Raw genomic sequence first — 25,336 nt, forward strand, 5'->3', positions numbered from 1 at the left:
TAACAGCATCGATATATGAGAAAAAACGTTATATCATATATAACTAAAGGGGAGCTCTTGATAGGAGGTCGCTTTTTCTTTTTGGAAAAAATCACTTTGTGGTATGATATAAGTTATGTGTAAAAGAGAGAAGGAGGAATGTACGTGAGTCAGACAGTAGAAACATTATTTTCTATTTTTGATTCTTCTGCGGTAGTTTTACGTAAAGAATTAGATGTAACATATTTAGAGGCGCTTGTAGAAACAGGTGATAACTTGTTTGAGGGAGCGATTTTACAAGAGGAATTATCCGAATCAGCAATTGAAAGGCTGAATCGTGAATATAGTACGTTTAATGAAGAAACATATAAAGGTGAAGAAATTCGTAAAGCATTTCAGTTAGCCATCTTAAAAGGAATGAAAGAAGGCGTACAAGCGAATCATGAAATGACGCCTGATGCAGTTGGAATGTTCATGAGTTACTTATTCCATAAATTTATGCAAGGTCAAAACGAGATCACAGTTTTAGATCCTGCAATTGGAACAGGTAATTTAATGACTACAGTGTTTAATAGCGCCAAAGAAGGACTAACAATGAGTGGGTTTGGTGTAGAAGTGGATGAAGTGCTAATTAAACTTGCTTTAGTAAATGCAAATTTACAAAAGCATGCAATCGAATTCTTCCATCAAGATGGACTAGCACCACTTTATATCGATCCAGTTGATGCAGTCGTTTCAGACTTACCGGTTGGTTATTATCCAAACGAAATCGGTGCAAGTGAATATAAATTAAAAGCAGATGAAGGAATGTCGTATGCCCATCACTTATTTATTGAACAAAGTGTGAAACATACGAAAGAGGGCGGTTACTTATTCTTCTTAGTACCAAACTTCATTTTTGAAAGTGACCAGGCACCGAAATTACATGCATTTATTAAAGAAACATGCTTTATTCAAGGGTTATTACAGCTTCCTGTTTCCATGTTTAAAAACGAGAAAAATGCAAAAAGTATATTTGTTCTCCAAAAGAAAGGCGCTAATGTAACAATGCCAAAACAGGCATTATTAGTGGAGTTGCCTAAATTCTCTAACATGAAGGCGATGGAAGACATTATGGATCAATTAAATACTTGGTTTGCAACACATAAATAAAGCTGGGTATATGTAACAGCATTAGTGATTCATGTAGTACAGTTTTATATAATATGTCATATTTTTAAATATATACAAGATTTAACTGAATTTTTTTGAAATCTGTAATATATATTTTTTCTTGGTGTTACAATTTTTTCACTTGAAATATATGTCGGACGATGTTTAAATTAAAATCGTGAGTATAAAATTTGCTAATGATGAAACGTTTTCATATTTGGTGAATTTGATCAGATAAAATCGAGCGGTTTGTGGAAACATCCACACAACTACCAAGAGAAAAAGGGGCGAAAGACTAGATGTCAAAAATCATCGCGATTAACGCAGGAAGCTCTTCCTTAAAATTCCAATTATTTGAAATGCCAAGTGAAACAGTATTAACAAAAGGTTTAGTAGAACGTATCGGTTTAGAAGATAGTATCTTCACTATTACTGTAGATGGCGAAAAACAAAAAGAAATTACAAACATTCCAGATCACGCAGTAGCAGTTAATATGCTTCTTAAAAAGTTAACTGAAAACGGAATCGTTAAATCTCTAGATGAGATTGGCGGTATCGGTCACCGTGTTGTTCACGGCGGCGAAAAATTTGCTGACTCTGTTTTAATTACTGATGAAGTATTAGCTGATATCGAAGAATTAAGCGATTTAGCACCACTTCATAACCCAGCAAACGTTGTTGGTATTAAAGCATTCCAAGAAGTATTACCAAACGTACCAGCAGTAGCGGTATTCGATACAGCATTCCACCAAACAATGCCGGAATCTGCATTCCTATACAGCTTACCATATGAGTACTATGAAAAATTCGGCATCCGTAAATACGGTTTCCACGGAACTTCTCATAAATATGTAACTGAGCGTGCGGCTGAATTATTAGGTCGTCCAATTGAAAGCTTAAGCTTACTTTCTTGTCACTTAGGTAACGGTGCAAGTATCGCAGCAGTAGAAGGCGGTAAATCTATCGATACTTCTATGGGCTTCACACCACTTGCTGGTGTAACAATGGGTACACGTTCTGGTAACCTTGACCCTGCGTTAATTCCATACATCATGGAAAAAACAGGCCAAACAGTAGAAGAAGTAGTTAACGTATTAAACAAGAAGAGTGGTATGTTAGGTCTTACTGGTTACTCTAGTGACCTACGTGACATCATTGCGAAAGAAGAAGAAGGCGACCACCGTGCGAAAGTAGCACTTGATGTATTCGTAAGCCGTATCCACAAATACATCGGTTCTTACACTGCTCGTATGAAAGGTGTAGACGCAATCATCTTCACAGCTGGTGTAGGTGAAAACAGTGCGATTATTCGTGAGCGTGTATTAGAAGGCCTTGAGTACATGGGCGTATACTTCGATGCAAAACGTAATAACGTATTCGGTGAAGAAGCATTCATCAACTTCCCACACTCTCCAGTAAAAATTATCGTAATTCCAACTGACGAAGAAGTTATGATTGCTCGTGACGTACTACGTCTTGGAGATATTGGTTAATATATGAAAAGAAAGACGAGATCCTATAGGATTTCGTCTTTTTTCTTTTGGATGTATTTTAAAACTCCATCTGGATATAATATTTTTTCTTTCTGAATGAATGCCGTAATAGGAATCCATTTCGCATACGCTACTGTTTCTTCATCTTGTATATTTAATATTTTCATTTCATATAGTGACGTGTCTAATAAACGCAAAGAATATAGTTGAATGATTTCATGACCAATGTCTCCATCGAGATGAAAGACATTTTCTAAACACCCTAAATAATTGGTGATTTCTATCTCCGTATGAAGCTCTTCTTTAAACTCCCGAATAACAGTATGTGCTGATTTTTCACCAAGCTCAATTGAACCGCCAAGAGGACGATAATATATTTCGCCTTCTGTATAATATTCTTGTACGAGAAGGCGATCTTGATGTACAGCAAGACCGAAAGCTTTTGCACGTGGATACATATAGAATCACTCCTTATTTGTTTTGTATAAGGACGATTATAATGTATGGTGTGATAAAAGTATCGTGTATTTAAGTGTGCGGTCTAACTGTAATTCCATCAAATAAGTCTTTCCAAAATGCTTCATTGTATTGGTATACATCCATAATAGGACATTTCATAACGCAAATACGTTGTAATCCCCAATCTTCTTGGGTGATAGTTGGTATATCGGCAGGAATTAGTAACAGGACAGAGAATGTATGTGTAACGATTTGAGATAAAATTTGTTCTAGGGAACATGCTTCTTCATATGTTCCTCCAGTTCGAATAAATAATATGGATTCTGCCGTTTCAATTGTAGCTAGAAAACGATTAATACGATGTTCATAGTTTAACTTAATTTCTGTATAAGAAGGCCAAGAAGTAGGTGTGTTTACATCTGTTTTAAAGTCATGACAGGAGTCAATTTCATAAAGGTTGTCCCTTAATCTTAATTTTGCATCATCATCCCAAAATGAGATGAAGGATAAATTTTCGAAATTTAAAAAGCGGTCAAATCGATTTTGTAATAATACATTCACTTTTTCTAATGAGGGACTTAGCATAAAATCAATAACGCCAAAAAATGGTGATAATTCTAATTGATATAATGCCCAAGCCGGCCAGCAGTTTTGTCCTAAGCTGAATACCGCATTATATTCTTTTTTTATATCGGATAGATTCATGTGATTTATCTCATCCTTTTTGTTAATATTTTATGCCATTCAAAAATGGTATGTGAATAAAGATAGACAAGCATATTTGCAAAGAATAAGCAGAAATATGTTACAATAGAAAAAAATCGAACGAGGTGGTTGTTACGATGCGATCGAAGCGAGAACAAGCCATTTTAGACAATATAAAAGAATGGGAAGCGCAATTAGTTGAGCAAGAAGCGACCGATTTTCAAAAAGTGTTTGATAAATGGTTACATGCTACAGTTGCGAGATTACCTGAGAAAAAGCGAAAAGAATTCTTCACGAAAGCAGATGGATGGCTCTTTCATTTGCATGCATTTATTCAAAGTTCACAAGCACAGTTAGATGCACGTAATCGGATTTTAGGAACATCAAGGTTATTTGATGAATCGATTGAACAGCTTGAAGATTTGAAAGCATTATCTATTGATCAATTAACATACATAGCAGAGCAGCAAACAGCACGTCATCGTCTATATTCATTTGTACAAGGTGGGGCAACAGGTGCTGGAGGTTTATTATTATTAACGGCGGATTTTCCGGTTATGATCGCGTTAAATGTGAAGGCAGTCCAACTTATTGCAACATCATTTGGACATGATGTGAACAAGCCGTATGAAATGATGCTTGCGTTAAAGGTGTTTCATGCGTCATTACTACCAGGAAGACTTCAGCAATATGCATGGTACAATTTATTGCAAGAGCTGGAGCAAGAAGATTCGTTCTTTTACGAAGGAGACGAAGCAGTGCTACAAACAGCTTCTACTGAGGTTGTGTTAAAACAAATTTTGAAGACATTTTCGATTTATGCTCTTCGTCGTAAATTATTCCAAGGTATACCGGTAATTGGAATGGCAATTGGATCTACAGTGAATTATCGTTTAACAAGAAACGTTACTGAATTTGCAAATAGATTTTATCAAGTGCGCCATATAGTCGAGAAAGAAAAAAGAGCATAAAAAAAGCGAGAGGCCGAAGCCTTTCGCTTTTTTAATTTGTTGCATGTTTTTTGGACATTGGAACAGATACTGGCTGCTTTTCTGCTGTTTTTTCTGTTTTTGGATAATAAATTAAATCCAATGTTTTTGCCTGTACGGCAATCGAAAGAATAGTAAAAGCAATTTCTGTCCAATTTAAATAATATAATGAAAGCGCAAGAACAATCGCGTCAAAGACGAAGAAAATTTGCCCAATTGTAAAACGAGTTCGTTTACTTAATACAATTGTTAAAATATCGTCTCCACCGGTTGCACCGCCAAATCGTAATATAAAACCGAGTCCAATACCAGCTAACGCACCGCCAACTACTGCAGCTATAAATAAGTTATTTGATAAATCTACCGTAAATGGAGAATAATTTTCCATAAAGGAATAAAATACTCCGAATGAAATTGAACCTAGGAATGAATAACCAACCATTTTTCTACCTAAAAATGAAGCGCACAGTAAAATAATTGGGATATCCATTAATACAGTTGAAATAGATGGTGAAATATCATAAAAGTTTTGAATGAATAGTGCAATTCCTACAAATCCACCTTCTGTTAAGTGGTTTTGGAAGTGAATGTGATATAGCGCTGCTGCTAAAATAAATGAACCGATTAAAACCATAAAAATTTCTTTAATAATTTGCCGACTTTGGATGTTCCTCATCGTTATTCCTTCTTTCCGTAGTTAGTAGTCCTTTTTGTGTTGTAAACTAACTACGAGCTCACATGTAGCTTTCAGTTAGTTTACGAAAAAACTAACTACGCTATATGTCGCTGAAGAAATAACGAATAATCCTCTCGTCCATCAATTCTCCCTACCTTCGTTTTAGTTTAAGTCTTAAAACGACTAAACAAAACGTGGAGTAGGATTCGTCATTTAGCAATCCTGCTCTTCTTTGTTTTGTTTAGTTAGTAACAATTAAGTCCTAAACAAAACGCTATGTGTAAGAAGAGTCTTTTTTTTGCCAAATTATCCTTCGGGCAATCATAATTTCCCCACTCTCGTATTTTTTTCGCTAGACTAAAGTATCTGAGCTGAAAAATACGCTACGTGTATGATTCGTCAATACGATGCCACATGCTCCTTCGAGCGATCATGATATCAAAATCCCTTCCTTCAAGATTTATACTATTATATCATACTTTTAAAAAATGTATGCGGATGGAAACCGACAATAAACGGAGGGAATCTACAAAAAATGTTATGTTTAAATATTTTTGTAGAAAAGCCTAAGTTATTTCGGAGGATTGGACAGTTTATAACGGTTTGTCCAATAAGTAAGAAAAAAGGGTTTTATTCCGTTGTGTTCTTTTCATCACTTTTATCTTTAAAAAACGCATCCCAACTAATTACACTTAAAAAAGTTAAAGTGATAATAACGAAAGCACGCATAAGTTTTAAACCTCCTTTTGTACATAGTATATGAATCATTCGATTCAGAATGTGTCATTTTTTTACAAGTCTTAACTATTATGAGAGTATATTAATATAGATAGATGAAGGGGAGAGTGAAGGTATGCTAAAAGACATGTTCAAAAGAAAAGAATTAATATGCATTTCATGTCAGAAAAAAATTCAATATGAAGAAGAGCTTGTTGCTTTTGTAAAGTTGCCGAAAGAAAGAAGTATATTAGTTGGTCCATTCGATGTATGTTTGGCGAAAACAGCACAAGAAATATATTGTAAATCATGTTATGACAAAAAAAGCATGACCCAAAGTTATTGAGGGGCATGCTTTTTTCATTGGTGTGCTTTCCCCTCAGATACATTTTGAGTGAGTCGATACCAAAGCCAAAGGTCATTAATGATGGAAGCAAGATCGGCAATTTCTGAATTTAGTTTACAAGAAACTTCGAAGTCTTCTTCGTTATTTAAATAATGTTGTTTTGTATTAATATAGTGCTCAAGTTCTTTTATACGATCAGGAATTTTCCCGCGAACTTGTTCCCATTTTAGTAAAATAGCATGTTGCATTTTTTCGGGGATTTCTTCCCAGTCTTCTTGTAAATGTGGAATTTCAATTCCTAGATGTTCATCGTATAAGAAATACTTTTCCATAAGTTCACCCCCGTTTTCCTGCTTATATTGTACATAAAAACAGAAAGAAGTTCGACGAAATTGTTTGAAAAAATTTGAAAATGACTCTTGATACATTTTGTGAAAGGTGGTAAAGTGTGAATTATTATAAAAGAAAATGAATATTTATTCTTTAGGGGGATGCAAAATGGAGAAGAAAAAAGTTGTATTAGCATATTCCGGAGGTCTTGATACTTCCGTTGCAATTAAATGGTTACAAGAGAAGAATTATGATATTATCGCGCTTTGTTTAGACTTAGGGGAAGGTAAAGACTTAGCATTTGTAAAAGAAAAGGCACTTTCAGTAGGTGCAATTAAATCATATATGATTGATGTTCAAGAAGAATTTGCAAACGAATATGCATTGATGGCGATGCAAGCACACACATTATACGAAGGGAAATACCCTCTTGTCTCTGCATTATCTCGTCCGCTTATTGCGAAGAAATTAGTAGAAATCGCAGAACAAGAAGGCGCAACTGCAGTTGCACACGGATGTACAGGGAAAGGAAATGATCAAGTTCGTTTTGAAGTTTCTATTCAAGCATTAAATCCTTACTTAGAAGTGATTGCACCTGTACGTGAATGGAAGTGGTCACGTGAAGAAGAAATTGCCTATGCAAAAGAAAACGATGTACCAATTCCGATTAATTTAGATAGCCCGTTTTCAATCGATCAAAACTTATGGGGACGCAGCAACGAATGTGGAATTTTAGAAGATCCATGGGCAGCGCCGCCAGAAGATGCATATGAGATGACATTGGCATTAGAAGATACACCGAATAAACCAGAGTTTGTAGAAATCGGATTTGAAGCAGGCGTACCGACTACTTTAAATGGCACTGCATATTCACTTGCAGAATTAATTAAAACGTTAAATGCGCTTGCTGGAAAACACGGCGTTGGACGTATTGATCACGTAGAAAATCGTCTTGTCGGTATTAAATCTCGTGAAGTATACGAATGCCCAGCAGCAATGACGTTAATCACTGCGCATAAAGAGTTGGAAGATTTAACACACGTAAAAGAAGTAGCACATTTTAAACCAGTGATTGAACAGAAAATAACAGAACTTATTTATAATGGTTTATGGTTCTCACCTTTAAAACAAGCGCTTCATGCATTTTTACAAGAAACGCAAAAGAATGTAACAGGTACAGTGCGTGTGAAATTATTTAAAGGTCATGCGATTGTAGAAGGACGTAAATCTGAATACTCTTTATACGATGAAAAATTAGCAACATATACTGCTCAAGATGAATTTAATCATGATGCAGCAGTTGGATTCATTTCATTATTCGGTTTACCGACGAAAGTATACAGCCAAGTGAATCAAAAGAAGGTGGAAGCGTGAGCAAACTTTGGGGCGGACGTTTTACAGAAGAATCGGAAGCATGGGTTGAAGAGTTCGGAGCATCCATCTCCTTCGATCAACAATTAGTAAATCAAGATATAAATGGGAGTATGGCACACGTAACGATGCTAGCAAAGCAAGGCATCGTTACGCAAGAAGAAGCAGAGAAAATAAAGATAGGTCTTCAATATTTATTGAAAGAAGCAAAAGAGAATAAGCTACAATTTTCAGTAGAAGCAGAAGATATTCATTTAAACATCGAAAAAATGTTAATTGAACAAGTTGGCGAAGTAGGAGGAAAACTTCACACTGGCCGAAGTCGTAATGATCAAGTAGCGACAGATATGCATTTGTATTTAAAAGAAAAGGTAGAACATATTATAAAAGCTACAAAGCAATTGCAAACTGTTCTTGTTCATCAAGCAGAAAATAATATTGAAACCATTATGCCTGGCTATACGCATTTGCAACGTGCTCAGCCGATTTCATTTGCTCATCATATTCTCGCTTACTTTTGGATGTTAGAGCGTGATGTGAATCGTTATGAAGATTCGTTAAAACGTATTAACATTTCGCCATTAGGAGCAGGAGCGTTAGCTGGAACGACATTCCCCATTGACCGAGAGTATAGTGCGGAGCTTCTTGGATTTAATGGAATCTATGAAAATAGTTTAGATGCAGTAAGCGATCGTGATTTCATACTGGAGTTCCTAAGTAACTCCTCTATGCTTATGATGCACTTATCACGCTTTTGCGAAGAACTTATTTTATGGAGTAGCCAAGAGTTTCAATTTATTGAAATGAGCGATCAATATGCAACGGGAAGCAGCATTATGCCGCAAAAGAAAAACCCGGATATGGCGGAACTAATCCGTGGTAAAACAGGCAGAGTATACGGTAATTTATTCAGTTTACTCACAGTAATGAAAGGATTACCGCTCGCTTACAATAAAGACTTACAAGAAGATAAGGAAGGAATGTTTGATACAGTTAAAACAGTAGAAGGATGCCTTCATATTATGGCGGGCATGCTTGAAACGATGACTGTAAACAAAGAAAAAATGGGGCAAGCTGTGACGCAAGATTTCTCCAACGCAACAGAAATTGCTGACTATTTAGCGAACAAAGGACTACCATTCCGTCAAGCTCATGAAATTGTTGGAAAGTTAGTGCTATATTGCACACAAAAAGGAATTTATTTATTAGATGTCTCTCTTGAAACATATAAAGAAATGAGCTCCTTATTTGAAGAAGATTTGTATGAAGTGCTGTCACCATATGCAGCTGTAAAGCGTCGTAACAGTGCTGGCGGGACTGGGTTTGAACAAATCAAAAACGCTTTGGAGAAGGCGAAGGGGTTAACGAAAGAAGTTATTAAGAATTGAGTTGGGAAGTACGCCAGTCTAGTAAAGTCTGGCGTACTTTATTTTTTACTAGCATTTAAGTTAAAATGTAGTAAAAAATAACAATTTAGGGGAAGTCTATGAAAAAAATAGTGTTGATCATTGTACTGTTAATTAGCTTAATTGCAAATGCTAAAGTGTTTCTTTTGGACAAATATATGTATGTTGGTGAAAAAGAAAAGCGAGAAGAAGCGGTTATCGCAACGATGTGGCATTTACAAGATAAAGGATATAAAGAAAGTGATATTTTATATATAAAACCGGCCTTTTATAGCAAAATGGATTCGTATGGTATGAATGTACAGTTTAAAGATGAACCAAATGAATCATATACATATAGAGTTTTAAAAGATGCGAAAACAAATAAACTAACTGTACACCAAGATAGCAATGAGTCTGGTGGTATGGGCGGGAAACATCAAGAGCTTAAATAAAGAAAGAAAACGACTGATGGCATTCGCCTGCAGTCGTTTTCTTTTAATCATACTTATGTCGATCTTCCGTAATTCGAATATACTCAATATCCATCAAATCACGAAGTAATGCACCATTACTTAGTTCAACGCCGTGCTTCTCTTTAAAATGAGTGCGAATCGTATCTAGCATTTCAATTTCTTTGCCGTTCACATCTAAAATAATGCGTTCAGAATCATCCATATAGCATCCTCCTTTTTTACACATATATATTTTGTCCGTCTATTTCTAAAAAATGTATGTTAACGTAATGTTAGGAAATAAGAAAGGGATGGAAAATGAGACGTATTTATTTTATAGGGCTAATTTTGTACACATTCATTGTATTACATGTTGCATTCCCAAATATCTTTTCATTTGAGGATTTAGAAACAGTACACGTTGCGATATTTATTTTTGCTCTATTTGTAGTAGATTGCTTTATTTCTATATGGCTTTCGAAAAGAAAAGATATAGAAGGCAAAAAAGAAATGGAACGGAAAAAGAGAAAACGTTCCTTTTGGATGATGACATACTGTTTGTCTTTAGTGCTTACTGCTGCTTTTTTTAGTGAACATATTCCATTAGAAAGAGTAAATATTGGATTTGGAGCATTCGTATTCGCATACTATTTTTTTATGCACTTTCTTCCTTATATGAAAGAAAAGCGAGGAGAAGAGGAAAATCCGCTTGTAGAAGAAGAGAAAGAACAAGAGCATAAGAGAATAGAAGGGGATATAAAGAAACTTGGAGAACAAAAGTGGTATTTAAAATCAAAAATCATATACGTTCTTTGCTTTATTACGCCGCCAATTGGTTATTTGTATGTTTTCTTATTTCGTAAAAAAATGACAGAAGGTGCAAGGCGAACGTACTTAACGGTTGCGACGATTATGATGGCATTATGGTCTTTGAAGTTTCTTCCGCCTTATGTGTTGGCAATTACCGTTGTTGTCGTAGCATGTCTTTTGTTTATAGTGAAGTTTATAAAATGAAAAACACCAAGCCTATGTGGACTTGGTGTTTTATCTATAAATTAAAGCTCACCTTGCTCTTCATCACCACGAACAACAAGGACATCGCATTTCGCATAGCGAATAATATGTTCAGAGACGCTACCAATTAGGAAACGCTCAACAGCATTTAAACCAGTCGCACCACACATAATTAAATCTACTTTATGGTTTGGAGCGATTTCTTTTGAAATTTTTGATTTAGGATTACCGAATTCTAATACAGTTTCAATTTTTTCAAGACCAGCTTCAAGCGCAGTTTTTTTGTAGTCTTCTAATAGGTCTTCTGCAAATAGATTTGCACGTTCCGCAATTGCACGGCTATAAGCTTCTACTGCTGAGTATGCTTTTACATCAACGATATGAGCAATTGTTAATGTTGCATTGTTGCGCTTTGCGACTTGAATTGCTTTTTTAAAGGCTTTTTCTGCTTCTTTAGAACCATCCACCGCGATTAAAATATTTGTATATGTATTATTCATAGTAAATTCCTCCCAATCTGTTTTATAACTGTTTACAACTTAATTATAAAACAAATTTTGGTAACGTGCTTGCCAGAAACGTTACAGAATTTTGAAAACTCTGTTTCAATTCATTTTAGTTGTAATTGGAGCGAGAACTTGTTACATATGAAGTATAGCAATTTAAAAGGGGGCAGTTTTGTGAGACATGCGCTCATTACAGCCGGTACGAAAGGTTTAGGAAAGCAAGTAACAGAAAAGTTATTGGCTAAAGGCTATTCAGTAACAGTAACGTACCATAGCGATATCACGGCTATGGAAACGATGAAAGAAACATATAAAGATGTGGAAGAGCGTCTACAATTCGTGCAAGCGGATGTCACGAAAAAGGAAGATTTACATAAAATAGTAGAAGAAGCGATGAGCCGTTTTGGCAAAATTGACTTTTTAATTAATAATGCTGGTCCATATGTATTTGAACGAAAAAAGTTAGTTGATTATGAAGAAGATGAATGGAATGAAATGATTCAGGGAAATTTAACAGCGGTATTTCATTTATTAAAACTTGTCGTTCCGGTCATGAGAAAACAGAACTTTGGCCGTATTATTAATTACGGATTTCAAGGGGCGGATAGTGCACCGGGATGGATTTATCGTTCAGCTTTTGCCGCAGCGAAAGTAGGACTTGTTTCATTAACGAAAACAGTTGCTTATGAAGAAGCGGAGTATGGTATCACTGCGAACATGGTATGCCCTGGTGATATTATTGGCGATATGAAAGAGGCAACTATTCAAGAAGCACGTCAGCTGAAAGAGCATAACACACCGATTGGTAGATCTGGAACAGGTGAAGATATTGCAAGAACCATTTCGTTTTTATGTGAGGACGATTCCGATATGATTACCGGTACAATTATTGAAGTGACTGGTGCAGTGGATGTTATTCATAGACATCGATAGAATAAAATAAGATGAAGTTTCGAATAATTGGACAGTTTATCCATTGTGCTGAGAGGTGCGGATAATACTGTCCTTTAATATAAAATTAAATCTATCGGAAAACTCGTGTTATTTTTTTGTCAAATATTGAGATATTATGTTAAAATATAAGAGCGTAGAAAGCGCTTTAAAAAATGATTCAGGGGTCATTTCATAACTCAAGGGGGAACTAATCATGCGTATCGGTATTCCAACAGAAATTAAAAACAATGAAAACCGTGTGGCAATGACGCCAGCGGGAGCAGTACATTTAGTACAAAATGGTCACGAAGTTTTTGTTCAAAAAGGAGCAGGTTTAGGATCTGGCTTTACAGATGAAGAATACGTACAAGCTGGTGCGAAACTTGTAGAAACTGCTGAAGAAGCATGGAATCAAGATATGGTTATGAAGGTAAAAGAGCCAGTAGCAAGTGAATACGGCTATTTCCGTGAAGGCTTAATCTTATTCACATACTTACACTTAGCTCCAGAACCAGAATTAACGAAAGCATTAATCGATAACAAAGTTGCATCAATCGCATACGAAACAGTACAATTAGACAATCGTTCTTTACCATTACTTGCACCTATGAGTGAAGTGGCTGGTCGTATGTCTGCACAAATCGGTGCACAATTCCTTGAGAAAAACAAAGGCGGTAAAGGTATTTTACTTGCAGGCGTTCCAGGGGTAAAACGCGGCAAAGTAACAATCATTGGCGGTGGTCAAGCTGGTACAAACGCAGCTAAGATTGCAGTAGGTTTAGGTGCAGATGTAACAATCATTGATTTAAGTGCAGAACGTCTTCGTCAATTAGATGATATTTTCGGTAACCAAGTAAAAACATTAATGTCTAATCCATACAACATTGCAGAAGCTGTTAAAGAATCTGACCTTGTTATTGGAGCAGTATTAATTCCGGGTGCAAAAGCGCCAAAACTTGTAACTGAAGAAATGATTCAATCAATGGAACCAGGTTCTGTCGTTGTAGATATCGCGATTGACCAAGGTGGTATTTTCGAAACAACTGATCGTATTACAACTCATGACAACCCAACTTACGAAAAACATGGCGTTGTTCATTATGCAGTTGCTAATATGCCAGGTGCAGTTCCACGTACGTCAACTCTTGCATTAACAAACGTAACAGTACCATATGCAGTACAAATTGCTAACAAGGGCTACAAAGAAGCTTGCTTAGGCAACACTGCATTATTAAAAGGTATTAACACATTAGATGGTTATGTAACATTCGAAGCAGTTGCGGAAGCTCACGGCTTACAATACGCTGATGCAAAAGAGCTTCTTGAAAAAGCTCCTGCTTTATCATAATAGAAATACATTTGAGACCTTCCTTTTCGTGAGGAGGGTCTTTTTTATATGGAGAAATAACATGTGAATAATTGTTATTTATTGGTGTAAATCGATTTTTATTATGATAATTTAGAATTATATAATAAAAAGAGGGGATTCGATGGGGAGCAAAAAGAGGAAGAAAAAACAGGCAAAGAGACAAAGGTATATAAAGAACAAAAAGGAACAGAACATACCTTTTTCACAAAAAGTAGTCATTACGATAGAGAAAACATTTCGGTATATTTGTATGGCTCTGTATGTAATTTTGTGTATGTATTCATTTGGAGTGTTTTACAGTTTTGGGATAACTCCCAATATTATTGAGAGCATTCTAGAATTTATACTTGTTGTAATAGAATTAGCCTTATTCGTTATACTCTTTGCTACAGTATGGCCTAGTCATGAAAGTAAAAAAGATAGAAAAAGAAGCAAAAAATCTTCATACGCTTCAAGCTCATCAAGTGGATTCGGTGACTACAGTAGCAATGACTGTAGTAGCTCAAGTGATGGTGGAGGAGATTGCGGAGGTGGTGGAGATTAAGTTAGTTTTTTAGAAGAACGACTAATGAAAGGATGGGACGAAAGATGGAGACTGTGAACTTAATAGAATTAACAAAGGATATTAAAGATCAACATAAAAACTTCGTCGTTTCAAATATAAACAGTCATTGCTTACGAATCGCTGTATTTACTGGTGAATATGATTGGCACTATCATTCTAATTCGGATGAATTATTTATTGTGTTAGAGGGAGAATTACTTATTGATTTTGAAGATGGAGAAACAGCGGTTTTAAAGCCAAATGATTCAATCTTAATTCCAGCATGTAAGATTCATAGAACGAGAGCATTAAAGAGAACTGTAAATCTTTGTTTTGAACATATAGAGGCGGATACGATTAAAGTGGAGCAATTATGAAAAAATTATCCGTAGCCGAGTATAGAAAAATCCTTCCGATTTTAGAAAGTCATACAAAAACGACGACGTTTGCTTATGCGGTATGTGATCAAGTGATAGATGGTGAGATTTTTGCAAACGAGAAATTAACAGCAGGACTAATTCGTACAGCTAACGGTATTTATTATTTATTTGGTGATACTGATGATCAAAATTATAACGAAGATTTATTTTCTTTTATAAAAAAGGCTATTGAAAAAACAGAGAAGAGATTTACATTGTTCTCTTCGAGTAACGAGTGGGAAATGATGATAGAAGAACGTTTTAGTCATGTACTTCGAAACATCCCGCGAATGAAATTTCAAAGAGTAACCTTTGAGGAGAGAAAACGAGATTTTAACAAAAATACATATGAAGTGAAGCGTATTGATAGAAGAGATATAGAGCGAAGCAGTGAATTTAAAGAGGAGTACTACAAAGAATATTGGGGATCAAAAGAAACGTTTTTGAATAGTGGTTTTGGATTTTGTATAGAACAAGATGGGATAATTGTAGCTGAATGTGTCTCGATATTTAGCGGGAATGGTTATGCTGAAATAGATATTGCAACACATGAAGCGCATCAAGGGAAAGGATTAGCTCAAGCTGTTGCAACACGGTTCATTGAACATTGCATGCAAAATGATATTATACCGAGCTGGGATTGTTATGTAGACAATATTCCTTCGCGAAAATTAGCTAGTAAATTAAGTTTTTATCATCCAATAGAATACAGTTTGTTTGTACGTAAGAAAACGGGGGAAGAAAAATGAATGTAGAATTAACGAGATTTAAAGTTAAGCCTGGTAAGAGTCATCGAGTAAATGAATGGATGCAGCTTCTGAATGACAATATGAAAGAAGTACTTTTGACATTAAACGACGAAAAGATGTACGTTGAGACAATTTTCCGGGAAATAAGAGATGGAGAAGAGTACTTATATTGGTATTCTGTGCAAGGAGAAGGTGGGGCTCTTGTCGAAAATTCTCATTATGAAATTGATAAAAAGCACTTGGAATTTTGGTATGAGTGTATTGATGAAGAAGCACCCTCTGTTGATATGAAAACAGAAGTCGTTATGATTCAAGATGTTGTGAAGGACGCGATGAAATAATAGATTGGTATTTTATAACCGTAAAAGGGTCATCTTTTTGGTTGGAATATATATTATTGGAGATGCTGTAGGATGAGAATTAGTAATAAATATATCACTCTCGATGAAATAGAAGTAATAAGAGAACCTTTAAATAAATTGCATGAATATCATAATAATACATCAAGGCATTTTTCTGGTGACTATCCAAGAATGACATTTGAGGAACGTATTGAAATTTATAAACAAAATTCAAAGTATGGAGAGTATAGAATTGAATTATTAGTTGAGGCGGAAACAGATAATATATTAGGATGTTGTATAGCGTATAGCAAAAGTGTAAACGGAAAGATTGAAGTTTTATTCGTTGATGAAAAATACCGAAGAAACGGATTTGGTTTGAAATTAATGAATAGTGCAGTGGAATGGTTTAAAGCGAAGAAGATAGATGAAATTGAATTAACAGTAGTGTACGGAAATGAAGCTGTATCGTTTTATGAAAAGCTGGGGTTTTATCCTCGTTCAATTATTATGGAAACTAAGTCATAACGATAGTATGGAGAGAGATGAGTGAGAGTTTTTGTTTCAAAAAAGTGATTTATATGTTAATAAAATATATGTGAAGGGCGCATCAAAATAGATGTGCTTTTTATTATGATAAAAATGTAGAAAAGCTGTATTTGGATATCTTTAAGTGAACATAAAAGGGATATTAAGAATCTTTTAGGACAAACTATAAAGAAATAAAAAACACCAAACCCAAAGACCTACCAATATACGGTGTAGTCGTAACAGGAAAAACAGAGGATTTACAAAGTTTACAAGGGTCACCGTATATTAAGGCTGCTGTAAGAGGTGTAACAGTTGAGAAATATTGATTACAAGTAATTAATGTGAATAATCAGAAAATTTATGTTATAATATGGGAAAAGGAGGTTTATATGAGGCAAATACATGGAGCAATTTATATTTACATAACAATGTTTTTCGTGGCGGTATCCTATGGATTGGGGCACGTGTATTCGCATCCTATACTAACTTTTTTAAGCGGAGCATGTATGGCGTTTGCGCTTCTTGTCCACCTTTTCTCAGTTTGGATCGTGAAATTTCAATTAAATATTAGTGAAATAGAAGAAGGCACTTTTTGAGTGGCCTTCTTTTTTAATAATATTTTGGAAGTTCTTGTAGCAATTTTTCAATTTCGCATTCTGTTTCTTCACATATAGAAAGCTTGCGCAGTCTGAAAAATAAGCTGCGTAAGAAAGATTTTATATTTCCGTATAGAAACTCGTATGATTCAATATGTAATGTTTGTTTTTGAACGGGTAATTGAGCTACTAAATCACGAAGGGCTAATATGAGTGCTTCTTCCTTTAAGCCATTTTGTAGCATTGCGACAATCGGATAAACGATACGTTCATCTTCTTCATATTTGTAATAGATGGAATGAACACAAACTTTGTTTAATAAAGTTTGTAATATTTCTTCGTAATATAAAGTTTCCAGTTTAGGACTATTCACAAGCGCCTCAAATGTATCAGAAGCATGAGCGATACTATGTGCCCAGCCGTGGTCTTGGACATATCCACGGAAATCATGTTCGTTGTTCATATATAGAATTAGTTGATCTTTTACGTTTGAAATATCAGTCTGTGATAAGAAATTATGATTTGTATCAGCATCAATAATGAGGGCAATTAATAATGTTGTAAATGCTCGGGTAAATACCGCATCTTCATCATCTGAATGAATCTTATACAATAAATATTTTTCACCGATGCTTTCTAATAATAGTTTCTGTAATTGTGTGTGTGAAAGATATTCCTTCTTGATGAGATGAAAAAAAGTAGAATAGATGAGTTTGTCCCTTAAATAGCTATCAGTATCGCCAATTTGCTCAAGCATATTGGAACTTAAAGAATCAATGTTAAGTGTGTTATCCAGTATGTAATTATTATTACGAATTTCTTCTAACTGTTGTTGTAACATATAAACCCCCTATTTTAGAAAATTCTGTATTTTAATAGTATAATAGAAGGAAGAAATAGACAATAAATAAGTGCATTTGAATGGAGGGGCATGATGAAGAGGGCTTTATTCTTTTTCATTAGTATTTTCTTTTTAGGAAGCTGCTCGATTTGGTATTTTACTTTTTCTAGCGAGAGCAAAAGTTGGACTGGACAATATAAAGGGCATATTAAGGATGACGGTGAAGATGGAATGTTTACGTTTCAATATAAGGGCGGGGATGGAAAGACAGAATTTAAAAACTTAGAGATTGCTATTAATGGAGCCTTTAGTACAATGACACAAACGTCAGAAGTTCATAGAGGAGCAAAGGTTGAAATGAAGTCTTCTTGTGTAAGTTGCGCGCCTATCTCTAAAGATGAACCTATAGAAGTTGTGATTAAATGGGATGATAAGTATGAGGAGAAGATGGTGTTAAATTTGAAATAGCCTAGAGTAAGGAGTTAAAAATGAATAGGCATATGAAAATTGTTATGTTTTTAAGTGTATTTCTAGTCGTATTATCAGCGTGTGATACAAAACAAGTAGAGCAAGTAACGGTAAAAGAAGTACCTAAAGAAGGGTATATCATATTAAGAAATGACACGATGTTTTTTGCCGATGATAAAACGGTTGAAACAAAAGTAGAGTTGCAACATTATATAGAACAACAAATGAATAAAGAGCATCCAGCACATATAGTCTTGAGCTTTAAGGACAAAGACGCATATAAACAGTTAAAAACAGGGGATAAAATAAAAGTATGGTTTTCTCAAATACTTGAAAGTTATCCAGCAAAAATGATTGTAGAGAAATTTGAAATAGTAGGGAAATAGAAAAAGGCAGCACTCCCGCTGCCTTTTTCTATTATTTTACAAATTGTAACTCTTTCGGGAATTTCGTTAAAATTTCTGATCCGTCTTTTGTGATGTGAATATCATCTTCAATACGAACGCCACCTACGTTTGGTACGTAAATACCAGGTTCGATTGTGAAGACCATACCTTCTTTTAATGGAGACTCGTTACCAGCTTTTACATCTGGATATTCGTGTACGCTAATTCCAAGTCCATGACCAAGTCGGTGTGGGAAGAAGTCTCCGTAACCTGCATCTGCGATAACAGAACGAGCAGCGTTGTCGATTGCGCCAAGTGTAACACCTGGTTTACATGCTTCAACTGCTTGTAGTTGTCCAGCAAGTACAGTGTTGTAAATACGAGTTTGTTCTTCAGAAATCTCGCCGAATGCCACTGTACGTGTAATATCAGAGCAATAACCGTCAATGATTACGCCTAAATCAAATAGTACGAAATCACCGCGTTTCATTTTGTTTGCGCCAGGAATACCGTGTGGAAGAGCTGAGTTCGCACCTGCTAATACCATCGTATCAAATGACATTTTATGTATGCCTTTTGTTTTTAATTCGTGTTCAATAATTGCTAATACTTCTAGTTCACTACGATCTTCTTTAATTGCATTTACACCAACTTCAACAGCATAGTCCGCCATTTTAGCTGCTTCGCGTAAAATAGAAAGTTCTTTTTCATCTTTAATTAAACGAAGTTCGCGAACTTTCTCCTCAGCTGATTTGAAAGCTGCATTTGGGAATAATTTCGTTAATTCTTCGTAGCGCTCTACGTTTAAATGTTCTTTTTCAATTGCAACTGCATTTGCATTGATGCCGCGGTCTTTAATTGCTTTTGCAATCATATCCCATGGTCTGTCAGTATCAGTAAATCCGATAATTTCATGTGCCCAGCCAGCGTTACGTGCTTGACCTTCTTCCATTTTAGGGCAAATTAAAATAGGTTCTTTTTCTTGGAATACAAACATACCAAGTAATCTTTCGTGTGGTTCACAGTGGAAGTTTGTCATGTAGAAGACGTTTGGTGTAGAAGTTAAGAACGCAGCTTCTACGTTTTTTTCTTTTAGCCATTGCATTAAATTTTCTAATCTAGCATTCATCGATTGGCACCCCCGAGATATTTAATTACAAATATAACTTTAACTCGGAAGAAAGCGTTATGACAAGTAAATAGATGTTAGAAAAGACAGGGAATTGAAAAATCATGTAGAATAAAAAGTGAGAATGTGAATAGGGGAGGAATGTAATAATGAAAGTATCTTATCATGGACATTCAGTTGTGAAAATTGAGGCGAATGAAAAAGTTATTTTAATTGACCCGTTTTTAACAGGTAATCCGAAAACAGATTTAAAAGCTGAAGATGTAAAAGTGGATGCAATTCTTTTATCGCATGGACACGGTGATCATGTTGGAGATACAGTAGAGCTTGCGAAGAAAAATAATGCAGTTGTTGTAGCGCCATTTGAACTAGCAACATTTTTAAGTTGGCAAGGTGTAAATACACACCCGATGCATATTGGGGGTTCACATGAATTTGACTTCGGAAAAGTGAAGTTTACACAAGCATTCCACGGCTCTAGTTATATTGATGAAGCAAATAAGACGATTACATATACAGGTATGCCAGCAGGTATTTTATTTACAGCAGAAGAGAAAACTGTATACCACGCAGGAGATACTGCACTATTCTCTGATATGAAGTTAATTGGGGAATTAAATAAAGTTGATCTAGCATTTTTACCAATTGGTGATAATTTCACAATGGGGCCAGAAGATGCTGTACTAGCGGCAAAATGGATTAATGCGAAAACTGTTGTACCGATGCATTACAATACGTTCCCAGTTATTGAACAAGATCCATATCAATTTGTAGAAAAGCTACAAAATTGTACAGGGAAAGTATTAGAAGCTGGAGAAAGTATTACACTATAGAAAAGAAACCCTTCATTTGAAAAGAAAAGTGAAGGGTTTTTTACGTGTGTAGGACAGCTTTTAATGCTTGTATTTGTTTTGGTGATTCTTCTCTTTTGGTACGTGGTTGTTCAGGTGTTTCATTCAATTCCATTGCAACTTTTTTCCCATCTACGAAAGCTAAAAATACAGCACCTACAACCTCTAAAAGTTTTTTCATCATGTGTTCGCTCCTCTGTTTTATTTCTTGTCTTCATTGTATAGGCAATTAAGTGGGCGAACTATCGAATGAGATGACAATAGCATTACATTGTTGTAATAGAATGACTGGTGGAATGTAAGCGTCATTTTGTTATAAAAAAAATAGTACAGGTATGCAAAGAGAGAGTGTAACAGTTTTGAAAATATAGTATACTGAAAGTACAACACATGAAGAATTTAGGGAAAAGAAAGTATGGTGAAACCATTTGGCTACCAAGCATAACCAAATTTTAGAACATATTAATAGCCTGCCAGTAGGCCATAAAATTTCTGTAAGACAAATTGCGAAAGATTTGAGTGTAAGTGAAGGGACCGCTTACCGTGCAATTAAAGATGCAGAAAATAAAGGATATGTTAGTACAATTGAACGTGTCGGAACAATTCGAATTGAACAAAAGAAGAAAGAGAATATCGAAAAACTGACATATGCAGAAGTCGTTAACATTGTCGACGGTCAAGTACTTGGGGGCAGAGAAGGACTACATAAAACATTAAATAAATTCGTAATCGGAGCTATGAAATTAGAAGCGATGATGCGCTATACAGAAGCTGGGAATTTACTCATTATTGGTAACCGTACCAATGCACATGAATTAGCGCTAGAAACTGGAGCCGCTGTATTAATTACGGGCGGATTTGATACGGAAGATCATGTGAAGAAATTAGCAGACGAATTAAAGCTGCCGATCATTTCAAGTAGCTACGATACATTTACGGTCGCAACGTTAATTAATCGTGCAATTTATGACCAACTTATTAAGAAAGAAATTGTACTCGTTGAAGATATTTTAACGCCAATTGAAGAAACGTTATATTTAAAGCCGAGTGATACAGTACAGCAATGGCATGCATATAACGAAGAGACAATGCACGGAAGATATCCAATTGTCGATGAAAGTAACAAAGTACTAGGAATCGTAACTTCAAAAGATATGATCGGAGTAGCGAAAGAAACACCAATTGATAAAGTAATGACAAAACACCCAATTACAGTGAACGGTAAAATGTCTGTCGCAGCTGCGGCACGTATGATGGTGTGGGAAGGAATTGAATTACTTCCTGTCGTTGAGGAAGGAAACAAACTGCAAGGTATTATTAGCCGTCAAGATGTACTTCAGGCACTGCAAATGATTCAACGTCAGCCACAAGTTGGAGAAACCATTGATGATATTGTAACGAATCAATTTATGACACCAAAAGAAGCGAAGAATGAGCATCTATATCAATTTTCGGTGACGCCGCAAATGACGAACTCAATCGGGACGTTATCGTACGGTGTATTTGCAACAATTGTGACAGAAGCGACAAATCGTGTCATTCGTGCGCAAAAGAAAAGTGATTTAATTGTTGAAAACTTAACGATTTATTTCGTAAAGCCGGTTCAAATTGATAATGTTGTATCTGTTCATCCGAAAGTATTAGAAATTGGACGTAAATTTGGTAAGGTCGATGTAGAGGTGCATCATGAAGGTAATGTTGTTGGAAAAGCATTACTTATGGTTCAGTTAATCGATAAATAAAAAGATGGAACAAATCGTTTTGATTTGTTCCATCTTTTTTTGTTGTTTTAAATTTGAAAGGCATGATTTTAGATGGGAGTTTTAGTGAAATATGTATGGGATGGAGTGGAAAAGTAATGTGAGAAAAGACGGAATAATAATTCAATTCAGTTGTATATTGTGTTATGATTATATTGTAAGAAAATGGAATCGTGAGAGGTGGTATGCATTATGTCGTCAGCCGTACTCTTTTTTGGTAGTATCGCACTATTTTACTTTCTTGTAATGATACCGATTCAATATTTATATTTACAAGGTTTACATGAAAAAAAGGAAAAGACAGGATTATCTCAGCGAGAGCTATATGAAAAAATGTCTTTTGGAGAAGAACAATTACATTTTCACGTACAAGGGAACCCATTTAATATACCATCTGCGTTTGTTGCGTATATGATTTTGAAAGTTAAGGGACGTAAAAAAGCATCACAATATTGATGCTTTTTTACGTTGCTTCATAGACTTCAGCTTCTTTAACTGCTAATGGCAAGAAATGTTTGTATTGGCGAAACCCGTTAAATACACTTGCACTACCAAATAGAACGAATAAAACACCAACGATAATACGAGCGGTTGAAAGTTCTAAAAAGAATTGGTTTATCCCGAAAAATAAAACGAATGAACCGAGTGCCATTGCGGATTTTCCTGAGAGCCAACCTTTCTCCATTGGGCGGTTTGTACGAAAGTATTTTGTTTTGTAAAAGAGATACAACATAAATGAGACGATAATACAGAAGACTAATACTGGCATAATGAACACTCCCATCGCTTTGTGAAAAATAATAGAAAAGAAAAAGAAATATCTAAACTTTCTAACTTTTATTATAAAGCAATTGTTCGCATGTATGAAATACTTTCCGTTATAATGGAGGATAAAGTGAAGAAGTTGATTAAAAAGGAGATTATACATATGCATGAGCAAATTTTAGGAGCAATTAAAGAGTTTGATACAATTATTATTCATCGCCACGTGCGTCCGGATCCAGATGCGTTAGGTTCACAGGGTGGTCTTGGTACAATTCTACAAGAATCGTTTCCAGAGAAAAATATTTATACGGTTGGGTACAATGAGCCGTCACTAGCATACTTACGAGTAATGGATGATATTGAAGATAGTGTATACGAAAATGCGCTTGTTATTGTTTGTGATACTGCGAATCAAGAACGTGTTGACGATCAACGCTATACAAAAGGGAAGATGTTAATTAAAATTGATCATCATCCAAATGAAGATCCATATGGAGATATTACGTGGGTAGATACGACAGCGAGTTCTACAAGTGAAATGATTTATGAGTTTTATAACTATGGAAAAGATAAAGGATTAAAAATAACAAAAGAAGCAGCCCGCCTTATTTTAGCAGGAATTGTTGGAGATACAGGTCGTTTCTTATTCCCGAATACGACAGCAAAAACACTTCGTTACGTAAGTGAGCTTGTTGACATGGGTGTGAAATTCACAGATTTATACAATGAGATGTATAAGACAAAAGAAAAAATTGCTCGTTTAAACGGTTATATTTTACAAAACTTTACGATGGTAGAAGAAGGAGCAGCTTACATTAAATTAACGAAAGAAGTATTAGAAGAGTTTGATGTACTTCCTTCTGAAGCATCTGGTGTTGTTGGAGCGCTTGGCAATATTGATGGATTAAAGGCGTGGGTTCTATTTTTAGAGGAAGACGACGTAATTCGTGTTCGTCTTCGTTCAAAAGGACCAGTTATAAACAAATTAGCAATGCAATATAACGGCGGGGGGCATCCGATGGCTTCTGGTGCGAAGGCATCTTCTTGGGAAGAAGCGGATCGTCTTTTTGCTGATTTACGTGAGATTTGTAAATAAGAGACTATATGTTAGAACGAAAAGAAGGAGCGGCGCTAAAGCCCTCCTTCTTTATTTTTCTTTCTCTATAGTAATGCTAATTTCAAGCACTGTATCAAAAGATATTGTATCGACTTTAAAACGGTATAGCCGATCGTAATGTTTGTACGTTTTATTTTCGATTACCTTTTTAAGTAGGTCTTTATTTTTGGCGATACTTTGAATGTTTTTGGTTAAAAGATGTTGGAGGTCATTATGGATAGATGTAGTCATATTTTCGAGTGTGAGATTGTCTAAATCGTATTTTTCTCGATTGATAAGTTTTATTTTAATCTCTTGAATGGTTAAGAGCCGTTTATTTTCAGTGTTCAATTTTTCTTGATCTTCGAGAAGGACGTGGAGCTTTGCTTCTTGTTTTTCTATAATTTCTCTTTGTTCTGCTATTTTACTAGCTTGTTCTTCTTGAAAAACACCGTATATGTACAAAAAAATAAACCAGCTCAACACGCCTCCAACAGCAGCCCCAGCTAATACTAAGTACCATCTTTTTGCTGTATTGGCACTTGGTACTCTCATACATGTTCCTGCGTTAGCCATTTAATAATAATGAGACCTGTTTGCATACCACCAGTTGCGAAAAAAATAAGGAGAATTTGCTTTACGATATCTTTCATATCTCCGCCAAAGAAACTTCTTTCAAAGCTATAAAAGGTATCGAATGTTCCGCCGATTGCTGCAACGAGTGCCCAAATTCTTAAATTTTGGGCGAATTGATTAATGTAAGTTAGAGCTGGTTTTCCGATAAGAAACGCACCAAATCCACCAATTAATGAACCGCCAAGTATAACCCCAAAGGCAATAAAATAACTAATAATAAGCAGAGAGAAAAAAGTATGTTCTCTTACATCCATCGTCATTCCCCTTTCTTCTTCATATATATGGACAAAGTATAAGAAGTATGTTTTGATTTCCGCTTTCCTCATCACCTATAATAAAAGTAGT

At 35.3% G+C, this 25,336-nt stretch carries 34 protein-coding genes and 1 pseudogene; 23 read left to right on the forward strand and 12 right to left on the reverse strand.

Going from position 1 to position 25,336, the window contains the following annotated elements; translation table 11 throughout:
* Positions 1-144 precede the first annotated feature (144 nt).
* A complete protein-coding gene (locus tag ACTFO4_RS01280; RefSeq protein WP_000084367.1) occupies positions 145-1,131 on the forward strand; it encodes a class I SAM-dependent methyltransferase in 987 nt (328 codons plus the stop codon).
* 299 nt (positions 1,132-1,430) lie between these two features.
* Positions 1,431-2,624 carry an acetate kinase gene (ackA, locus tag ACTFO4_RS01285; RefSeq protein ID WP_000034574.1) on the forward strand — a complete coding sequence of 398 codons (1,194 nt, stop codon included), beginning with the start codon at positions 1,431-1,433 and terminating at the stop codon, positions 2,622-2,624.
* 23 nt (positions 2,625-2,647) lie between these two features.
* Here ackA and ACTFO4_RS01290 read toward each other — a convergent pair whose 3' ends face one another.
* Together ACTFO4_RS01290 and ACTFO4_RS01295 are read right to left on the reverse strand one after the other, a co-directional pair.
* A complete protein-coding gene (locus ACTFO4_RS01290) occupies positions 2,648-3,082 on the reverse strand; it encodes an NUDIX hydrolase (protein WP_000283500.1) in 435 nt (144 codons plus the stop codon).
* A gap of 70 nt (positions 3,083-3,152) precedes the next feature.
* On the reverse strand, positions 3,153-3,788 hold the full coding sequence (locus ACTFO4_RS01295) for a DUF1796 family putative cysteine peptidase (RefSeq protein WP_001053729.1): 636 nt from the start codon (positions 3,786-3,788) through the stop codon (positions 3,153-3,155).
* A gap of 137 nt (positions 3,789-3,925) precedes the next feature.
* Here ACTFO4_RS01295 and ACTFO4_RS01300 point away from each other — a divergent pair, with 137 nt between their 5' ends.
* Positions 3,926-4,759, forward strand: coding sequence for an EcsC family protein (locus ACTFO4_RS01300; protein WP_017674361.1), 834 nt, complete (start codon positions 3,926-3,928; stop codon positions 4,757-4,759).
* A 31-nt stretch (positions 4,760-4,790) separates the two neighbouring features.
* On the opposite strand, the gene ACTFO4_RS01305 is transcribed toward ACTFO4_RS01300, so the two are convergent.
* Positions 4,791-5,453 carry a YitT family protein gene (locus ACTFO4_RS01305; RefSeq protein WP_001244515.1) on the reverse strand — a complete coding sequence of 221 codons (663 nt, stop codon included), beginning with the start codon at positions 5,451-5,453 and terminating at the stop codon, positions 4,791-4,793.
* A gap of 853 nt (positions 5,454-6,306) precedes the next feature.
* Between ACTFO4_RS01305 and ACTFO4_RS01310 the strand changes: the two genes are divergently transcribed.
* A complete protein-coding gene (locus ACTFO4_RS01310; protein ID WP_000910274.1) occupies positions 6,307-6,516 on the forward strand; it encodes a hypothetical protein in 210 nt (69 codons plus the stop codon).
* A gap of 14 nt (positions 6,517-6,530) precedes the next feature.
* Here ACTFO4_RS01310 and ACTFO4_RS01315 read toward each other — a convergent pair whose 3' ends face one another.
* Positions 6,531-6,848, reverse strand: a complete 318-nt coding sequence (locus tag ACTFO4_RS01315; RefSeq protein WP_000417218.1) for a hypothetical protein — start codon at positions 6,846-6,848, stop codon at positions 6,531-6,533.
* A gap of 166 nt (positions 6,849-7,014) precedes the next feature.
* Between ACTFO4_RS01315 and ACTFO4_RS01320 the strand changes: the two genes are divergently transcribed.
* The 3 genes from ACTFO4_RS01320 to ACTFO4_RS01330 all read left to right on the forward strand — a co-directional run bounded on the left by ACTFO4_RS01320 (position 7,015) and on the right by ACTFO4_RS01330 (position 10,057).
* A complete protein-coding gene (locus ACTFO4_RS01320) occupies positions 7,015-8,220 on the forward strand; it encodes an argininosuccinate synthase (RefSeq protein WP_000412315.1) in 1,206 nt (401 codons plus the stop codon).
* Complete coding sequence (argH, locus tag ACTFO4_RS01325; protein ID WP_440013245.1) at positions 8,217-9,605, forward strand: argininosuccinate lyase; 1,389 nt, start codon at positions 8,217-8,219, stop codon at positions 9,603-9,605. The genes ACTFO4_RS01320 and argH overlap by 4 nt, the downstream gene beginning before the upstream one ends.
* A gap of 98 nt (positions 9,606-9,703) precedes the next feature.
* On the forward strand, positions 9,704-10,057 hold the full coding sequence (locus ACTFO4_RS01330; RefSeq protein ID WP_000725032.1) for a DUF3139 domain-containing protein: 354 nt from the start codon (positions 9,704-9,706) through the stop codon (positions 10,055-10,057).
* A gap of 43 nt (positions 10,058-10,100) precedes the next feature.
* On the opposite strand, the gene ACTFO4_RS01335 is transcribed toward ACTFO4_RS01330, so the two are convergent.
* A complete protein-coding gene (locus tag ACTFO4_RS01335) occupies positions 10,101-10,280 on the reverse strand; it encodes a hypothetical protein (RefSeq protein ID WP_000342760.1) in 180 nt (59 codons plus the stop codon).
* Between the two features lie 95 nt (positions 10,281-10,375).
* Here ACTFO4_RS01335 and ACTFO4_RS01340 point away from each other — a divergent pair, with 95 nt between their 5' ends.
* Positions 10,376-11,071 (forward strand): hypothetical protein, encoded by a 696-nt coding sequence (locus ACTFO4_RS01340; RefSeq protein ID WP_078421209.1) that lies wholly within the window; start codon positions 10,376-10,378, stop codon positions 11,069-11,071.
* A 41-nt stretch (positions 11,072-11,112) separates the two neighbouring features.
* Here ACTFO4_RS01340 and ACTFO4_RS01345 read toward each other — a convergent pair whose 3' ends face one another.
* Positions 11,113-11,571 carry a universal stress protein gene (locus ACTFO4_RS01345; protein WP_001066673.1) on the reverse strand — a complete coding sequence of 153 codons (459 nt, stop codon included), beginning with the start codon at positions 11,569-11,571 and terminating at the stop codon, positions 11,113-11,115.
* Between the two features lie 147 nt (positions 11,572-11,718).
* Between ACTFO4_RS01345 and ACTFO4_RS01350 the strand changes: the two genes are divergently transcribed.
* The 9 genes and pseudogenes from ACTFO4_RS01350 to ACTFO4_RS01390 all read left to right on the forward strand — a co-directional run bounded on the left by ACTFO4_RS01350 (position 11,719) and on the right by ACTFO4_RS01390 (position 17,059).
* Positions 11,719-12,510 carry an SDR family oxidoreductase gene (locus tag ACTFO4_RS01350; RefSeq protein WP_002024902.1) on the forward strand — a complete coding sequence of 264 codons (792 nt, stop codon included), beginning with the start codon at positions 11,719-11,721 and terminating at the stop codon, positions 12,508-12,510.
* A 214-nt stretch (positions 12,511-12,724) separates the two neighbouring features.
* Positions 12,725-13,858 carry an alanine dehydrogenase gene (gene ald / locus ACTFO4_RS01355; RefSeq protein ID WP_001219403.1) on the forward strand — a complete coding sequence of 378 codons (1,134 nt, stop codon included), beginning with the start codon at positions 12,725-12,727 and terminating at the stop codon, positions 13,856-13,858.
* Positions 13,859-14,000: 142 nt separating this feature from the next.
* Entirely contained in the window at positions 14,001-14,423 is a 423-nt protein-coding gene (locus tag ACTFO4_RS01360; protein ID WP_000534945.1) for a hypothetical protein, read from the forward strand.
* A 44-nt stretch (positions 14,424-14,467) separates the two neighbouring features.
* Complete coding sequence (locus ACTFO4_RS01365; protein WP_000450925.1) at positions 14,468-14,800, forward strand: cupin domain-containing protein; 333 nt, start codon at positions 14,468-14,470, stop codon at positions 14,798-14,800.
* Complete coding sequence (locus ACTFO4_RS01370; RefSeq protein ID WP_017674358.1) at positions 14,797-15,591, forward strand: GNAT family N-acetyltransferase; 795 nt, start codon at positions 14,797-14,799, stop codon at positions 15,589-15,591. Before ACTFO4_RS01365 ends, ACTFO4_RS01370 begins: the two co-directional genes overlap by 4 nt.
* Positions 15,588-15,932, forward strand: a complete 345-nt coding sequence (locus tag ACTFO4_RS01375) for a DUF6176 family protein (protein ID WP_001100217.1) — start codon at positions 15,588-15,590, stop codon at positions 15,930-15,932. Before ACTFO4_RS01370 ends, ACTFO4_RS01375 begins: the two co-directional genes overlap by 4 nt.
* 72 nt (positions 15,933-16,004) lie before the next feature.
* Positions 16,005-16,460, forward strand: a complete 456-nt coding sequence (locus tag ACTFO4_RS01380; protein WP_061457754.1) for a GNAT family N-acetyltransferase — start codon at positions 16,005-16,007, stop codon at positions 16,458-16,460.
* Between the two features lie 167 nt (positions 16,461-16,627).
* Positions 16,628-16,789 (forward strand): annotated as a pseudogene (locus tag ACTFO4_RS01385) (anti sigma factor C-terminal domain-containing protein); the annotation flags it as partial.
* Positions 16,790-16,852: 63 nt separating this feature from the next.
* Positions 16,853-17,059, forward strand: a complete 207-nt coding sequence (locus ACTFO4_RS01390; RefSeq protein ID WP_001248908.1) for a hypothetical protein — start codon at positions 16,853-16,855, stop codon at positions 17,057-17,059.
* Positions 17,060-17,072: 13 nt separating this feature from the next.
* On the opposite strand, the gene ACTFO4_RS01395 is transcribed toward ACTFO4_RS01390, so the two are convergent.
* Positions 17,073-17,900, reverse strand: a complete 828-nt coding sequence (locus ACTFO4_RS01395; RefSeq protein WP_017674355.1) for a DUF2785 domain-containing protein — start codon at positions 17,898-17,900, stop codon at positions 17,073-17,075.
* 93 nt (positions 17,901-17,993) lie between these two features.
* On the opposite strand from ACTFO4_RS01395, the gene ACTFO4_RS01400 reads away from it, so the two are divergent.
* Complete coding sequence (locus ACTFO4_RS01400; protein ID WP_017674354.1) at positions 17,994-18,368, forward strand: hypothetical protein; 375 nt, start codon at positions 17,994-17,996, stop codon at positions 18,366-18,368.
* Positions 18,369-18,388: 20 nt separating this feature from the next.
* Positions 18,389-18,754: a DUF3221 domain-containing protein gene (locus ACTFO4_RS01405; protein ID WP_001079377.1), complete on the forward strand. Its 366-nt coding sequence runs from the start codon at positions 18,389-18,391 to the stop codon at positions 18,752-18,754.
* A gap of 31 nt (positions 18,755-18,785) precedes the next feature.
* Here ACTFO4_RS01405 and pepQ read toward each other — a convergent pair whose 3' ends face one another.
* Complete coding sequence (gene pepQ / locus ACTFO4_RS01410) at positions 18,786-19,883, reverse strand: Xaa-Pro dipeptidase (protein ID WP_440013239.1); 1,098 nt, start codon at positions 19,881-19,883, stop codon at positions 18,786-18,788.
* 149 nt (positions 19,884-20,032) lie between these two features.
* On the opposite strand from pepQ, the gene ACTFO4_RS01415 reads away from it, so the two are divergent.
* The gene (locus ACTFO4_RS01415; RefSeq protein WP_000868918.1) at positions 20,033-20,716 is read left to right on the forward strand and encodes a metal-dependent hydrolase; all 684 of its coding nucleotides are present in this window, start codon (positions 20,033-20,035) and stop codon (positions 20,714-20,716) included.
* Between the two features lie 40 nt (positions 20,717-20,756).
* Here ACTFO4_RS01415 and ACTFO4_RS01420 read toward each other — a convergent pair whose 3' ends face one another.
* Positions 20,757-20,918 (reverse strand): hypothetical protein, encoded by a 162-nt coding sequence (locus ACTFO4_RS01420; protein ID WP_000976303.1) that lies wholly within the window; start codon positions 20,916-20,918, stop codon positions 20,757-20,759.
* A gap of 244 nt (positions 20,919-21,162) precedes the next feature.
* Between ACTFO4_RS01420 and ACTFO4_RS01425 the strand changes: the two genes are divergently transcribed.
* Together ACTFO4_RS01425 and ACTFO4_RS01430 are read left to right on the forward strand one after the other, a co-directional pair.
* Entirely contained in the window at positions 21,163-22,476 is a 1,314-nt protein-coding gene (locus ACTFO4_RS01425) for a CBS domain-containing protein (protein WP_000201572.1), read from the forward strand.
* 210 nt (positions 22,477-22,686) lie between these two features.
* On the forward strand, positions 22,687-22,950 hold the full coding sequence (locus ACTFO4_RS01430; protein WP_000093045.1) for a DUF3949 domain-containing protein: 264 nt from the start codon (positions 22,687-22,689) through the stop codon (positions 22,948-22,950).
* Positions 22,951-22,957: 7 nt separating this feature from the next.
* Here ACTFO4_RS01430 and ACTFO4_RS01435 read toward each other — a convergent pair whose 3' ends face one another.
* Complete coding sequence (locus tag ACTFO4_RS01435) at positions 22,958-23,263, reverse strand: YtpI family protein (protein ID WP_001144776.1); 306 nt, start codon at positions 23,261-23,263, stop codon at positions 22,958-22,960.
* Between the two features lie 159 nt (positions 23,264-23,422).
* On the opposite strand from ACTFO4_RS01435, the gene ACTFO4_RS01440 reads away from it, so the two are divergent.
* Positions 23,423-24,355 carry a DHH family phosphoesterase gene (locus tag ACTFO4_RS01440; RefSeq protein ID WP_000545136.1) on the forward strand — a complete coding sequence of 311 codons (933 nt, stop codon included), beginning with the start codon at positions 23,423-23,425 and terminating at the stop codon, positions 24,353-24,355.
* Between the two features lie 51 nt (positions 24,356-24,406).
* Here ACTFO4_RS01440 and ytrI read toward each other — a convergent pair whose 3' ends face one another.
* Both ytrI and ACTFO4_RS01450 read right to left on the reverse strand, forming a co-directional pair.
* Positions 24,407-24,910: a sporulation membrane protein YtrI gene (ytrI, locus tag ACTFO4_RS01445; RefSeq protein ID WP_001265736.1), complete on the reverse strand. Its 504-nt coding sequence runs from the start codon at positions 24,908-24,910 to the stop codon at positions 24,407-24,409.
* Complete coding sequence (locus ACTFO4_RS01450; RefSeq protein WP_002005839.1) at positions 24,907-25,320, reverse strand: YtrH family sporulation protein; 414 nt, start codon at positions 25,318-25,320, stop codon at positions 24,907-24,909. Before ACTFO4_RS01450 ends, ytrI begins: the two co-directional genes overlap by 4 nt.
* Positions 25,321-25,336 lie beyond the last annotated feature (16 nt).

The organism is Bacillus cereus group sp. MYBKT14-1 (assembly GCF_051915185.1).
GTDB classification, from domain to species: domain Bacteria; phylum Bacillota; class Bacilli; order Bacillales; family Bacillaceae_G; genus Bacillus_A; species Bacillus_A cereus.

Excerpts from the sequence above, each read along its gene's own strand:
- ackA (WP_000034574.1), top strand. The coding sequence starts at position 1,431 with ATGTCAAAAATCATCGCGATTAACGCAGGAAGCTCTTCCTTAAAATTC.
- ACTFO4_RS01290 (WP_000283500.1), bottom strand. The coding sequence starts at position 3,082 with ATGTATCCACGTGCAAAAGCTTTCGGTCTTGCTGTACATCAAGATCGC.
- ACTFO4_RS01295 (WP_001053729.1), bottom strand. The coding sequence starts at position 3,788 with ATGAATCTATCCGATATAAAAAAAGAATATAATGCGGTATTCAGCTTA.
- ACTFO4_RS01300 (WP_017674361.1), top strand. The coding sequence starts at position 3,926 with ATGCGATCGAAGCGAGAACAAGCCATTTTAGACAATATAAAAGAATGG.
- ACTFO4_RS01305 (WP_001244515.1), bottom strand. The coding sequence starts at position 5,453 with ATGAGGAACATCCAAAGTCGGCAAATTATTAAAGAAATTTTTATGGTT.
- ACTFO4_RS01310 (WP_000910274.1), top strand. The coding sequence starts at position 6,307 with ATGCTAAAAGACATGTTCAAAAGAAAAGAATTAATATGCATTTCATGT.
- ACTFO4_RS01315 (WP_000417218.1), bottom strand. The coding sequence starts at position 6,848 with ATGGAAAAGTATTTCTTATACGATGAACATCTAGGAATTGAAATTCCA.
- ACTFO4_RS01320 (WP_000412315.1), top strand. The coding sequence starts at position 7,015 with ATGGAGAAGAAAAAAGTTGTATTAGCATATTCCGGAGGTCTTGATACT.
- ACTFO4_RS01330 (WP_000725032.1), top strand. The coding sequence starts at position 9,704 with ATGAAAAAAATAGTGTTGATCATTGTACTGTTAATTAGCTTAATTGCA.
- ACTFO4_RS01335 (WP_000342760.1), bottom strand. The coding sequence starts at position 10,280 with ATGGATGATTCTGAACGCATTATTTTAGATGTGAACGGCAAAGAAATT.
- ACTFO4_RS01340 (WP_078421209.1), top strand. The coding sequence starts at position 10,376 with ATGAGACGTATTTATTTTATAGGGCTAATTTTGTACACATTCATTGTA.
- ACTFO4_RS01345 (WP_001066673.1), bottom strand. The coding sequence starts at position 11,571 with ATGAATAATACATATACAAATATTTTAATCGCGGTGGATGGTTCTAAA.
- ACTFO4_RS01350 (WP_002024902.1), top strand. The coding sequence starts at position 11,719 with ATGAAGTATAGCAATTTAAAAGGGGGCAGTTTTGTGAGACATGCGCTC.
- ald (WP_001219403.1), top strand. The coding sequence starts at position 12,725 with ATGCGTATCGGTATTCCAACAGAAATTAAAAACAATGAAAACCGTGTG.
- ACTFO4_RS01360 (WP_000534945.1), top strand. The coding sequence starts at position 14,001 with ATGGGGAGCAAAAAGAGGAAGAAAAAACAGGCAAAGAGACAAAGGTAT.
- ACTFO4_RS01365 (WP_000450925.1), top strand. The coding sequence starts at position 14,468 with ATGGAGACTGTGAACTTAATAGAATTAACAAAGGATATTAAAGATCAA.
- ACTFO4_RS01370 (WP_017674358.1), top strand. The coding sequence starts at position 14,797 with ATGAAAAAATTATCCGTAGCCGAGTATAGAAAAATCCTTCCGATTTTA.
- ACTFO4_RS01375 (WP_001100217.1), top strand. The coding sequence starts at position 15,588 with ATGAATGTAGAATTAACGAGATTTAAAGTTAAGCCTGGTAAGAGTCAT.
- ACTFO4_RS01380 (WP_061457754.1), top strand. The coding sequence starts at position 16,005 with ATGAGAATTAGTAATAAATATATCACTCTCGATGAAATAGAAGTAATA.
- ACTFO4_RS01390 (WP_001248908.1), top strand. The coding sequence starts at position 16,853 with ATGAGGCAAATACATGGAGCAATTTATATTTACATAACAATGTTTTTC.
- ACTFO4_RS01395 (WP_017674355.1), bottom strand. The coding sequence starts at position 17,900 with ATGTTACAACAACAGTTAGAAGAAATTCGTAATAATAATTACATACTG.
- ACTFO4_RS01400 (WP_017674354.1), top strand. The coding sequence starts at position 17,994 with ATGAAGAGGGCTTTATTCTTTTTCATTAGTATTTTCTTTTTAGGAAGC.
- ACTFO4_RS01405 (WP_001079377.1), top strand. The coding sequence starts at position 18,389 with ATGAATAGGCATATGAAAATTGTTATGTTTTTAAGTGTATTTCTAGTC.
- pepQ (WP_440013239.1), bottom strand. The coding sequence starts at position 19,883 with ATGAATGCTAGATTAGAAAATTTAATGCAATGGCTAAAAGAAAAAAAC.
- ACTFO4_RS01415 (WP_000868918.1), top strand. The coding sequence starts at position 20,033 with ATGAAAGTATCTTATCATGGACATTCAGTTGTGAAAATTGAGGCGAAT.
- ACTFO4_RS01420 (WP_000976303.1), bottom strand. The coding sequence starts at position 20,918 with ATGATGAAAAAACTTTTAGAGGTTGTAGGTGCTGTATTTTTAGCTTTC.
- ACTFO4_RS01430 (WP_000093045.1), top strand. The coding sequence starts at position 22,687 with ATGTCGTCAGCCGTACTCTTTTTTGGTAGTATCGCACTATTTTACTTT.
- ACTFO4_RS01435 (WP_001144776.1), bottom strand. The coding sequence starts at position 23,263 with ATGCCAGTATTAGTCTTCTGTATTATCGTCTCATTTATGTTGTATCTC.
- ACTFO4_RS01440 (WP_000545136.1), top strand. The coding sequence starts at position 23,423 with ATGCATGAGCAAATTTTAGGAGCAATTAAAGAGTTTGATACAATTATT.
- ytrI (WP_001265736.1), bottom strand. The coding sequence starts at position 24,910 with ATGAGAGTACCAAGTGCCAATACAGCAAAAAGATGGTACTTAGTATTA.